Origin of the sequence: Lentzea sp. NPDC051213 (assembly GCF_044455585.1) — a bacterium.
Taxonomy (GTDB): Bacteria; Actinomycetota; Actinomycetes; order Mycobacteriales; family Pseudonocardiaceae; genus Lentzea.
Map to the genome: position 1 here is coordinate 757,784 of NZ_JBITEX010000003.1, position 12,354 is coordinate 770,137.

Consider the following 12,354-nt stretch of genomic DNA (forward strand, 5'->3'; position numbering starts at 1 on the left):
GCATGCATGACGGCAGCGGCCTCATCGCGGTGCAGAACCTGACCAAGCAGTTCGGTTCGGTGACCGCGGTGCAGAACCTGAGCTTCACCGTGTCTCCTGGCACCGTGACGGGCTTCCTCGGCCCGAACGGCGCCGGCAAGACGACGACTCTGAGGATGTTGCTCGGGCTCGTCCAGCCGACCTCGGGCACGGCGACGATCAACGGACGGCAGTTCCACCAGCTCGGCCAGCCCGGCCGCGTGGTGGGCGCGGTGCTGGAGGCGCAGGGGTTCCACCCCGCCCGCACGGCCCGCAACCACCTGCGCGTGTACGCGGCGGCCGTCGGCGTGCCGGACGCACAGGCCGACCAGGTGCTCGGTCTGGTCGGTCTCGGTACCGCGGCCGACCGCAGGGTGGGCGGGTTCTCGCTGGGCATGAAGCAGCGGCTGGCGCTGGCGACGGCGTTGCTCGGTGACCCGCAGGTGCTCGTGCTCGACGAGCCCGCGAACGGCCTCGACCCCGAGGGCATCGCGTGGCTGCGCACGTTCCTGCAGTCGTACGCGCGGATGGGCCGCACGGTGCTGATCTCCAGCCACCTGCTGGCCGAGGTGGAGCAGACCGTCGACCAGGTCGTGATCATCTCGCGCGGTCAGACCGTGTACTACGGGGCGCTGGATCACCTGCGCCAGCAACAACAACGCCGCGTTCTCGTGCAGCCGTCGGACGTCAACGCACTGGCGGCCGCGCTGCGGGAGGACGGCATCGAGACGATCGAGCAGCTCGTGGACGGGCGGCTCGCCGTGTCCGGAGTGGACTCGAAGCACGTCGCGGACGTCGCGTTGCGCGCCGGTGTGTCGGTCTACGGCATCCAGGAGGAACAGGTCGACCTGGAGCGGCTCTTCTTCCAGCTCACCAGTGGCCAGTACGCCGGATACGCCCCGGCCCCGGCTCCGTTCAATCAGCAGGGTGGTTGGGCCTGATGGGCAACCTCGTACAGGCGGAGCTCCGCAAGACGACGACGACCGGCCTGTGGTGGGGTCTGCTGATCCCGACGGTGCTGCTGGCGCTGGGCGGCGGTCTTCTGTCCGGCCTGATCGGCCAGTGGTTCGTCAACCTGATCTCGACCTCGGAGGCGGAAGAGCTTTCGCAGGTGCTGGGCGTCACGCCGGACCAGTGGCGCGTCTCGATGTTCGGCATGGCGCGGTCCATCAACCTCGCCACGCTGTTCCCGCTGGTGTTCGGCGCGCTGGCCATCTCCGGCGAGATCAGCAGGCGGACGATCACGACGACGTTCCTGACCGCGCCGTCGCGGATGCACGCCATGCTGGCCAAGATGCTGGTCTACGCGTTCTGGGGCGCGGTGTACGGGCTGGCGATCATGGCGTCCACCGCGCTCGGCGTCGTGCTCGTCAGCGAGTCCTCCCAGCTTCCCGACGCGGGCGGCTGGGCGATGCTCACGCTGGTCTGCGTGCTGTCGTCGATCCTGATGACGATGTTCGGCATCGGCATCGGCGCGTTGATCCCGAACGTCGCCGGGGTGGTCGTGCTGCTGATCATGTACTTCCTGGTGATCGAGAACGCGCTGCAGCTCGGACTGCGGATCTCCGGCACGCCGGAGACGCTCGTCGGCTTCCTGCCGAACGGGTCGGTCGACGGGCTCACCGGCACGGTGGCCGTCGACCTGTTCCTCTCCACGGCCGGCGTGGTGCCCGAAGAGGGTGTCGAGTGGCTGCGGATCATCGCGGGTGCCGGTGGCGCGCAGGCGTGGTGGCTGTCCGGGCTCATCTTCCTCGGCTGGGTCGGGGTCGCCTTCGGTGGCGGCTGGGCGCTCGTGGCGCGCAAGAACATCACCTGACCTGCGGTTTCTGAGATCACAATTTTCTGTCGGACCCCGTCCGTAACCTGGGACGCGTGACCAAGGGCTGGATCCGCCGACTGACCGCGGCCTGCTGGCAACACCCCCGCCTGGTGGTGTTGTCGGTGGTGGCCGCGGTCGTCGGCGTCGGCCTGCAGGCGGCGGGTCCGTTGCTGCTCAAGACCGCGATCGACGACTCGACGACGGGCCGCACCGACAGGTTGTGGGTGCTGACGGTCGCGCTGATCGTGCTGGAGCTGCTCACGTTCGGGTCGGCGTTCCTGCGCCGGTATCTGGGCGGGCGGCTGGCGCTGGGCGTGCAGCACGATCTGAGGCTCGGGGTCTTCTCCGCCGTGCAACGGCTCGACGGCGCGAAGCAGGACGAGATGCGGACCGGGCAGATCGTGTCGCGGTCGATCACGGACCTGCAGCTGGTGCAGTCGTTGCTGATGATGGCGCCGTTGGCAGTCGGCACCGTGGTGTTCGCATTGGCCGCTCTGGCCGCGATGCTCTACCTGTCGGTGCCGCTGACGATCATCGCGCTGGTCGTGCTGCCGCTGGTGGCGTGGCTGGCGGGCCGCACCCGGCTGACGTTGTTCCCGGCCACGTGGTCCGCGCAGCAGCGGGCCGCCGATCTCGCGCAGCACGTCGAGGAGACCGTCACCGGTGTCCGCGTGGTGAAGGGGTTCGGCCAGGAGGCGCGTGAGGTCGCGCGGCTGGAGAAGCACGCGAAAACCCTGTTCGCGGAACGGATGCGGGCGGCCAGGTTGTCGTCGCGGCCGCTCGCGACGGTCACCGCGCTGCCGTTGCTCGGCCAGGTCGCGGTGCTGGGCCTGGGCGGCTGGCTGGCGTTGCACGGCCAGGTCACGCTGGGCACGTTCCTCGCGTTCACGGCGTACGTGGCAAACCTGGTGGGCCCGACCAGGTTGCTGTCGAGCCTGATGGTGTCCGCGCAGCTGGCCCGCGCCGGCGTAGAGCGGGTGTACGAGCTGATCGACTCGCAGCCGGACGTGCGGGACGGGCCTGGCGAGGTGCCGGACGGTCCGCTCGGGATCACGTTCTCGGACGTGACGTTCGGCTACGCCCGCAGCGAACCGGTGCTGAAGGACTTCTCGATCTCGGTGCAGCCGGGCGAGACGCTGGCGCTGGTCGGCACCGCGGGTTCCGGCAAGTCGACGGTTTCCCTGCTGCTGCCCCGGTTCTACGACGTGCACGCCGGCGCGGTCCGGGTGGGCGGCGTGGACGTGCGGACGCTGCGCCTGGAGTCGTTGCGCGGCGCGGTCGGCGTGGTGTTCGAGGAAGCGTTCCTCTTCTCCGACACGGTGTTCACGAACATCGCGTACGGCCGTCCCGACGCGTCCAGGGCCGAGGTCGAGCAGGCCGCGAAGGCCGCAGAGGCGCACGAGTTCATCGAGGCGCTGCCGGCGGGCTACGACACGGTGGTGGGCGAACGCGGCCTCACGCTGTCGGGCGGTCAGCGCCAACGCGTCGCGCTGGCGCGTGCCCTGCTCTCCGACCCCCGCGTGCTGCTGCTGGACGACGCGACGTCCGCGGTGGACAACGCGACCGAGGCCGCGATCCACGCGACGCTGGCCTCGGTGACGGCGTCACGCACGACGTTGTTGGTGGCGCACAGACGTTCCACGCTGTCGTTGGCCGATCGCATCGCGGTTCTGGACGCGGGCCGCGTGGTCGACGTGGGCACACACGACGAGCTGATGTCCCGCTGTTCCCTCTACCGCGATCTGCTGGCGGGCCCGGACGAGGCGATCGAGTCGACAGCTCCGGCCGTGTCCGGCGAACTGTGGCCTGCCGTCACCCAGACCGAGCTGGACCAGCGCCTGATCGACGAGGGCAGAGCACCCGCGCCGACGTCGTCCGGTGGCAGGAGGGGCGGCGGTGGTGGCGGCATGTCCGCACTGTCCGGCGGCCCGCCGACGCCGGAACTGCTGGCCCAGGTCCGCAAGCTGCCGCCCGCGACGGAGGCCCCGGTGCTGCACGGCGAAGACCCGCGCGCCCCCGACCCCGGCTTCCGGCTGGCCCGCCTGCTCCGCCCGGTGCGCTGGGCGCTGGCCGGCGTCGGCGTCCTGGTGGTGCTGGACACCCTGCTCGGCATGGGCATGCCCGCGCTGGTGCGCCTGGGCATCGACGGCGGCGTGGTCGCCGGCACCGAGGCGCCGCTCTGGCAGGCCGTCGGCCTGGGCGTCGCCCTGGTGGTGGCCGGCTGGTTCACGACGGCGGGCAGCACGATCTTCGCCGCGCGCCTGGGCGAACGCCTGCTCTACCTGCTCCGCGTCCGCAGCTACGCCCACCTGCAACGCCTCGGCCTCGACTACTACGAGCGCGAGATGGCCGGCCGCATCATGACGAGGATGACGACGGACGTCGACGCCCTCTCGACGTTCCTGCAGACCGGCCTCGTGACGGCCGTGATCAGCCTGTTCACCGTCGTCGGCGTCACCGGGGCCCTGGTGGTGACGGACGCGTCGCTGGCCCTGATCGCCCTGTCCGTCGTCCCGGTGCTGGCGGTCGCCACGGTGATCTTCCAGCGCCTCTCCTCCGCCGCCTACGCGGAAGCCCGCGAACGCGTGAGCGCGGTGAACGCCGACCTGCAGGAGAACGTCTCGGGTCTGCGCGTCTCCCAGGCCTACACCCGCGAACGCCGCTCCGCGGAAGCCTTCGCTGAACGCAGCGACGCCTACCGCCGCACCCGCCTGCGGGCCCAGCGCTACATCGCGACGTACTTCCCGTTCGTGGCAATGCTCTCCGGCGTGGCCCAGGCCCTGGTCCTGGCGGTGGGCACCCACCGGGTGGCCGCCGGCACGCTGACTCCGGGCGTCCTGCTGGCCTTCCTGCTGTACCTGGGCCTGTTCTTCAGCCCGGTCCAGCAGCTCTCCGGCGTCTTCGACGGCTACCAGCAGGCCCGCGTGGGCTTACGTCGCATCGGCGACCTCCTGCGCACCCCGAGCGCGGTCGAGCCCCCGCCGAACCCGATCCCAGTCCCCGCCCGCCTGCGCGGCGAGGTGGAACTCCGCAACGTCACCTTCACCTACGCGGGAGCCGACCACCCGGCCCTCGACGACGTGTCGCTCCACGTGACCCCCGGCGAGACCGTGGCCCTGGTCGGCGAGACCGGCGCCGGCAAGTCCACCCTCGTGAAGCTGGTGGCCCGCTTCTACGACGCCACCGCCGGCACCGTCCTGATCGACGGCGTGGACGTCCGCACCTACGACCTCTCCGCCTACCGCCAACGCCTGGGCGTGGTCCCCCAGGAGGCCCACCTCTTCGGCGGCGACGTGGCCGAGAACGTCGCCTACGGCCGCCCGGCAGCCACCAACACCGAGATCCAGCGGGCCGTGGAGGCCGTGGGCGCCCTCCCGATGGTCGCGACCCTCCCCGCCGGCTTCCACCAGCCGGTGGGCGAACGCGGCAACCAGCTCTCCGCGGGCCAGCGCCAGCTGGTGGCCCTGGCCAGAGCCGAGCTGGTAAACCCGGACCTCCTCCTGCTCGACGAGGCCACCGCCGCCCTCGACCCGTCCACGGAGTCCGCCGTCCTGGCCGCAAGCGACCACCTGACGGGTACCCGCACGACGTTCGTGGTGGCGCACCGCCTGGCCACCGCCGCACGCGCCGACCGCATCGTCGTACTGGCCGACGGCCGGATCGCCGAGCAAGGAACCCACGCCGAGCTCCTGGCCGCCAACGGCGCCTACGCCCGGCTGTGGCGACACGGCACCACCCCGGAAGCCGCCGCCTGACCGCCCGTGACGGCAGCGCCGCGGGCGCCACCGCACTCGCCTGACCACCGCCGCGCGCGCCGACCGCATCGTCGTACTGGCCGACGGCCGAATCGCCGAGCAAGGAACCCACGCGGAACTCCTGGCCGCCAACGGCCCCTACGCCCGGCTGTGGCAACACGACACCACCCCGGAAGCCGCCGCCTGACCGCCCGTCACGGCAGCGCCACCGAGCAAGGAACCCACGCCGAACTCCTCGCCGCCGACGGCCCCTACGCCCGGCTGTGGCGACACAGCACCACCCCGGAAGCCGCCGCCTAGCCACCTTGTCGCGCCCCCAGCCACCTGGCACGCCACCAGCCACCCGGTCACGGCAGCGCCATCCGTGCCACCGGCCCCGCGTGGCCGGTGGCCGCAGGCGACAGGACCGTGGCTCCCAACACGATCCCTCGTCCCCATGCCCCGCCATGACGTAGAAACCAGCTCCCAGCCCACCCGAGGCCGAGGAGCCCCAAGCCATGCCGGAACGCCCCCGCGTCCTGTACGTCTCCGACCTCACCTACCCGGCCAGGGGCCGCCGCTACTGCGACGAGGACATCTACCTGACCTCGAAGCTCCGCGAGGCCTTCGACCTGGCCGTCTGCCACCCCCGCGACGCCGCCGCCCTCATGCCCGGCTTCGACACCGTCGTGGTCCGCAACAGCGGCGCGGTGCTCGGCTACCCCGACGCCTACCGGCACTTCCGCGACCAGGCCGAAGCGCAGCGCCAGCGCGTCTACAACCCGTTGACCGGCAAGGCCGACATGGCCGGCAAGCAGTACCTGCTCGACCTCACCGAACTGGGCTACCCGGTGATCCCCACGATCGACAGCCTGAGCGACCTGGACCGCCTCCCGCACACCAGCCGGTACGTCGTGAAGCCCAAAGCCGGCGCCGACTCGCACGGCCTCGAGTTCGTCACCCGCGACGAGCTCCACGACGAGCTCCGCGACAAGCTCCGCGACGAGCTCCACGACAAAGCCAGCTACAAAACCGGCGACAGGACCAGCGACAGGACCAGCGACAAATCCGACGTCCTCATCCAGCCCATGATCGATTTCAGGTACGAAGTGTCGTTCTACTTCGTCGACCACGAGTTCCAGTACGCCCTGCACGCCCCGCACCCAGCCCAACGCTGGGAACTCACCCACTACGAGGCCGCCGCCGCAGACCTGGACTTCGCGCAGAAGTTCATCGACTGGAACGGCCTCGACCACGGCATCCAGCGGGTCGACGCGTGCCGCACACAGGACGGGGACCTGCTGCTCGTGGAGCTGGAGGACCTGAACCCGTACCTGTCCCTGGACCGCACGACGGACGAGAACCGGGCAGCGTTCGTGCAGGCGATGACCGGCTCGATCCGGCGATCGCTCGGCTGACCGAGCCAGGCAAGATCAATCCGCGAGGTACCCGACGTGTACCTATTGTGAACTGATCACTGCTCTCAGTGCGTATGCCCGTCCAACAGCTCAGTGGGCATTGCCCGAAAAGGAGGCGCCGTAGTGAGACGCACATCAAGAATTGCTCAACTGCGGGTGACGCCAGGCCCGTCCTGATCGATCCTGTGACTGAGCACTCCTTGCCAGGTGCCTCCAGCGTGTGAAGGCCGGGGCCAGGGGGACTAGCCTGACTACCGCATGAGTCAACACCAAGAGCGAGATGGATAGAGGCGAGCGCCAGCCGTGTCCAGCAGCAGTCCTGCGTCACAATTCGGGCCGAACGAATGGCTCGTCGAGGAGATGTACGAGCAGTTCCTCGCCGACCCTTCATCCGTAGACCCGGCGTGGCATGACTTCTTTGCCGACTACAAGCGCGCGGGTGGTAACGGCAACGCCGCCGCCAGCGCCGGTGGTTCGACGACCACCACGACGACCGTGACGGCGCCCGCCGCTGACAACGGCCAGGCCGCGCCAAAGCCCGCTGCCGTGCAGCCGAAGCCCGCGGCCACGTTGCCGCAGACGGGCAAGCCGGCGCCGCAGCAGGCCGCGAAGGCCGCCCCGGTCAAGCCGAGCGCGCAGCCGGAGCAGAAGCAGTTGCGCGGTGCCGCCGCCGCGATCGCGAAGAACATGGAGCTCTCGCTCACCGTTCCGACCGCGACCAGCGTGCGTGCCGTGCCCGCCAAGCTGCTGGCCGACAACCGCATCGTCATCAACAACCACCTGAAGCGGACGCGTGGCGGGAAGGTCTCCTTCACGCACGTCATCGGCTACGCGGTGGTCAGGGCGCTGCAGGCGTACCCGAACATGAACCGGCACTACGCCGAGGCCGACGGCAAGCCGTTCGTCGTCACGCCGGAGCACGTGAACTTCGGTCTGGCGATCGACCTGCCCGGCAAGGACGGTCAGCGCACGCTGGTCGTCGCGTCGGTCAAGGGCTGCGAGAACATGACGTTCACGCAGTTCTGGCAGGCCTACGAGGACCTGATCCGCAAGGCCCGCGGCGGGTCGCTGACCGCGGACGACTTCTCCGGCACCACGATCTCGCTGACCAACCCCGGCACGATCGGCACGAACCACTCGGTGCCGCGGCTGCAGTCCGGTCAGGGCGCGATCATCGGCGTCGGCGCCATGGAGTACCCCGCGCACTTCCAGGGCACCAGCGAGCAGGCGCTCACGGACATGGGCGTCAGCAAGATCATCACGCTGACCTCCACGTACGACCACCGCATCATCCAGGGCGCGGAGTCGGGCGAGTTCCTCAAGCGCGTGCACCAGCTGCTGCTCGGCGAGGACGGCTTCTACGACGACATCTTCGCGTCGCTGCGGCTGCCCTACGAGCCGATCCGCTGGGTCGCCGACATCCCCGAGGGCGCTGTCGACAAGACGGCCCGCGTCATCGAGCTGATCGACGCGTTCCGCACCCGCGGCCACCTGATGGCCGACACGGACCCGCTGAACTACCGCCAGCGCTCCCACGCCGACCTGGACGTGCTCAGCCACGGCCTGACGCTGTGGGACCTGGACCGCGAGTTCCCGGTCGGCGGGTTCGCCGGCCAGGAGCGGATGAAGCTCCGCGACATCCTGGGCGTGCTGCGCAACTCGTACTGCCGCACCGTCGGCGTCGAGTACATGCACATCCTGGAGCCGGAGGAGCGCCGGTGGATCCAGGACCGCGTCGAGGTCCCGCACGAGAAGCCCCCGGCCACCGTGCAGAAGTACATCCTCAGCAAGCTGAACGCGGCTGAGGCGTTCGAGACGTTCCTGCAGACGAAGTACGTCGGCCAGAAGCGCTTCTCGCTGGAGGGCGGCGAGACCGTCATCCCGCTGCTCGACGCGGTGCTCGACAAGGCCGCCGAGCACGAGCTCGACGAGGTCGTCATCGGCATGCCGCACCGCGGCCGCCTGAACGTGCTCGCGAACATCGTCGGCAAGCCGATCTCGCAGATCTTCCGCGAGTTCGAGGGCAACCTCGACCCCGGCCAGGCGCACGGCTCCGGCGACGTGAAGTACCACCTCGGTGCCGAGGGCAAGTACTTCCGGATGTTCGGCGACGGCGAGACCAAGGTGTCGCTGACCGCGAACCCGTCGCACCTGGAGGCCGTCGACCCGGTGCTCGAGGGCATCGTGCGCGCCAAGCAGGACCTGCTCGACAAGGGCGGCGACTTCTTCCCCGTCCTGCCGGTCGCCATGCACGGTGACGCGGCGTTCGCGGGCCAGGGTGTCGTCGCCGAGACGCTGAACCTGGCGCTCGTGCGCGGCTACCGCACCGGTGGCACGGTCCACATCGTCGTCAACAACCAGGTCGGCTTCACCACCGCGCCGGAGCACTCGCGGTCGTCGAAGTACTCGACCGACGTCGCGAAGATGATCGGCTCGCCGGTCTTCCACGTGAACGGCGACGACCCGGAGGCCTGCTACTGGGTCGCCAAGCTGGCCGTGGAGTACCGCCAGGCGTTCCACAAGGACGTCGTGATCGACATGGTCTGCTACCGCCGCCGCGGTCACAACGAGGGCGACGACCCCTCGATGACGCAGCCGGCGATGTACGACGTGATCGACCAGAAGCGCTCGGTCCGCAAGACCTACACCGAGTCCCTGATCGGCCGCGGCGACATCACGGTCGAAGAGGCCGAGAAGGCGCTGCAGGACTTCTCCAGCCAGCTCGAGCACGTCTTCAACGAGGTGCGCGAGCTCGAGAAGCACCCGGTCACGGTCAGCCCGTCGGTCGAGGCCGAGCAGCAGGTCCCGGCGAAGCTGCCGACCGGCATCTCGCGCGAGGTGCTGGAGCACATCGCCGACGCGCACGTGAACCTGCCCGAGGGCTTCACGCCGCACGCCCGCGTCAAGCCGGTGCTGGACCGCCGCGCGAAGATGGCCCGCGAAGGCGGCATCGACTGGGCGTTCGCCGAGCTGCTCGCGTTCGGCTCGCTCGCGATCGAGGGCCGCAACATCCGCCTGGCCGGCCAGGACTCGCGCCGCGGCACGTTCGTGCAGCGCCACGCGACCCTGATCGACCGCAAGACCGGCGAAGAGCACACGCCGCTGCAGCACCTGTCGGACGACCAGGGCAAGTTCATGGTCTACGACTCGGTGCTGTCGGAGTTCGCGGCGGTCGGCTTCGAGTACGGCTACTCGGTGGCGAACCCGCAGGCGCTGGTGCTGTGGGAGGCGCAGTTCGGCGACTTCGTCAACGGCGCGCAGCCGATCATCGACGAGTTCATCTCGTCCGGTGAGGCGAAGTGGGGTCAGCGTTCCGACGTCGTGATCCTGCTGCCGCACGGCCACGAGGGTCAGGGCCCGGACCACACGTCCGGCCGCATCGAGCGCTGGCTGCAGCTGTGTGCCGAGGGCTCGATGACCGTCGCGGTGCCGTCGACCCCGGCGAACTACTTCCACCTGCTGCGTCGCCACGCCCTCGACGGCGTCGACCGGCCGCTGATCGTGTTCACGCCGAAGTCGATGCTGCGCCTGAAGGCCGCGGTGTCCGGGACCGACGAGTTCATCAACGACCGCTTCCAGTCGGTCATCGACGACCCGACGATCAAGGACCCGAACGCGGTCACCAGGGTCCTGCTGTGCAGCGGCAAGATCTCCTACGAGCTGCACGCGGAGCGCGAGAAGCGCGGCGGCGGCGAGGTGGCGATCGTGCGCGTCGAGCAGCTCTACCCGGTCCCGGCCCGCAAGCTGACCGAGACGCTGGAGCGCTACCCGAACGCGAAGGACGTCCGCTGGGTGCAGGAAGAGCCGGCGAACCAGGGTGCCTGGCCGTTCTACGGTCTGGCCCTGCCGGAGCTGCTGCCCGAGCACCTCGGCGTCGTCCGCCGCGTGTCGCGCCGCCCGATGGCCGCCCCGTCGGCCGGTTCGAGCAAGGTGCACGAGGTCGAGCAGCGCGAGATCATCACCCGCGCGTTCGAGTGATCACCGTTTGACCGAACGAGCCGCCGGGCCCTCTTCTTGGGGGTCCGGCGGCTCGTTTTCTGAGCCCACACAGGAGTTTGAGCATGTACCACACCGATCGTGGCATCGAGGAGCTCGAGAAGCGGCGCGGCGAGGAGGAGGTCACCCTCGCGTGGCTCGCCGACAAGCTCCGCTCGTTCGTCGACGCGAACCCGGACTTCGAGACCGCTGTCGAGCGGTTCGCCACCTACCTGGCGCGCGACGACGAGGACGACTTCGAGGACTGATCACCTTTTGGGCTTTTGCCGACGTTTTTGAGCATGCCGATGCTCAGGTACTCCCCCTCTGTGCGGCGATGAGATGGGCCTTTGTCCGATCATCAGCTCGTTTCCGAGGGGGAGTTTTGTTCACGACGACCTTGATCGGGCCACCGCGCTGATCGCGGGGCTGCCCTGTGCGTGCTCAGCGACACGGTGGGCCAAGACGGCGGCACTGTCCGCATGTAGGCAGGCGACGGCACCGATGAGCAGAAGTGGCTGTTCTTCAGCGATAACACCATCCGTCCCTTACTGGACGCGACGATGTGCCTCACCGCCAACCCGGACACTCCTGGGGACGGCGGCCAGGTCTACCTCTGGAAGTGCTACATCGTTGCCTGGGGACCAACGGCCGCACCGTGTACCGGTTGCGCTGCAACGGTTCCGTCCAGCAGCAGTGGGCCTTCGCGGGCTGACGCATCCTCACGTTTTGGCCCTTTGGCCTTTTGGCCTTTTGCCAACGTTTTTGAGCATGTCGATGCTCAGGCACTCCCTCTCGGGACGCCGAGAAGATCGAGTCGTTCGATCACCGCGACTCCTGAGGGGGAGTTTTGTTCAAGAAGTTGATGGTGGCCGCGGCCGCGATCGCGATGACGTTGTCCGGCACCGCATTGGCTGTGGCACAGGACCAGGCGGCGAACCCCGGCGTTGGTGCGCAGGCCGTCGATGGGCCGTTCATCATGAGGATCGGCTTCGCCCCGTACCGCAACCTCGAGGTGGTGCGCACCGAGGTCAGCCAGAGCGGCGGCCGGATCCGCCAGTGGCAGAACGACAACTCCGATGAGCAGAAATGGCTGCGCTTCAGCGACAACACGATCAGACCAGTGCTGGACACCACGATGTGCTTGGACGCCAACCCGAACGAGAACTGGGACGGCGGCAGGGTGTACGTCTGGAAGTGCCACGGCGGGGCGCCGCAGGTCTGGCGGCAGTCGCCCGGTCTCCCCAAGACGCTGGCCAACGACGCCACCCTGCGTTGCCTCGATGCCAACCCGAACACCAACTACAACAACGGCGTCATCTACCAGTGGCGCTGCCACGGCGGTGAGCCGCAGCAGTGGACGTTCGTCCGTGTCTGATGGTCTGTGCAG

General features: G+C 69.3%; 7 protein-coding genes. All 7 read left to right on the forward strand.

The genetic code is table 11. The annotated features are described in order from the left end of the window. Positions 1–2 precede the first annotated feature (2 nt). Positions 3–959: an ABC transporter ATP-binding protein gene (locus ACIA8G_RS16575; protein WP_396419339.1), complete on the forward strand. Its 957-nt coding sequence runs from the start codon at positions 3–5 to the stop codon at positions 957–959. Beyond that, positions 959–1,834, forward strand: coding sequence for a hypothetical protein (locus ACIA8G_RS16580; RefSeq protein WP_396419340.1), 876 nt, complete (start codon positions 959–961; stop codon positions 1,832–1,834). Before ACIA8G_RS16575 ends, ACIA8G_RS16580 begins: the two co-directional genes overlap by 1 nt. Positions 1,835–1,881: 47 nt before the next feature. Next, positions 1,882–5,592, forward strand: a complete 3,711-nt coding sequence (locus ACIA8G_RS16585; protein ID WP_396419672.1) for an ABC transporter ATP-binding protein — start codon at positions 1,882–1,884, stop codon at positions 5,590–5,592. Between the two features lie 497 nt (positions 5,593–6,089). Beyond that, the gene (locus ACIA8G_RS16590; protein WP_396419341.1) at positions 6,090–6,989 is read left to right on the forward strand and encodes a hypothetical protein; all 900 of its coding nucleotides are present in this window, start codon (positions 6,090–6,092) and stop codon (positions 6,987–6,989) included. A 303-nt stretch (positions 6,990–7,292) separates the two neighbouring features. Further along, the gene (locus ACIA8G_RS16595) at positions 7,293–10,967 is read left to right on the forward strand and encodes a multifunctional oxoglutarate decarboxylase/oxoglutarate dehydrogenase thiamine pyrophosphate-binding subunit/dihydrolipoyllysine-residue succinyltransferase subunit (protein ID WP_396419342.1); all 3,675 of its coding nucleotides are present in this window, start codon (positions 7,293–7,295) and stop codon (positions 10,965–10,967) included. 83 nt (positions 10,968–11,050) lie between these two features. Then, the gene (locus tag ACIA8G_RS16600) at positions 11,051–11,233 is read left to right on the forward strand and encodes a DUF6104 family protein (RefSeq protein WP_045312145.1); all 183 of its coding nucleotides are present in this window, start codon (positions 11,051–11,053) and stop codon (positions 11,231–11,233) included. 581 nt (positions 11,234–11,814) lie between these two features. Further along, the gene (locus ACIA8G_RS16605; RefSeq protein WP_396419343.1) at positions 11,815–12,342 is read left to right on the forward strand and encodes an RICIN domain-containing protein; all 528 of its coding nucleotides are present in this window, start codon (positions 11,815–11,817) and stop codon (positions 12,340–12,342) included. Positions 12,343–12,354 lie beyond the last annotated feature (12 nt).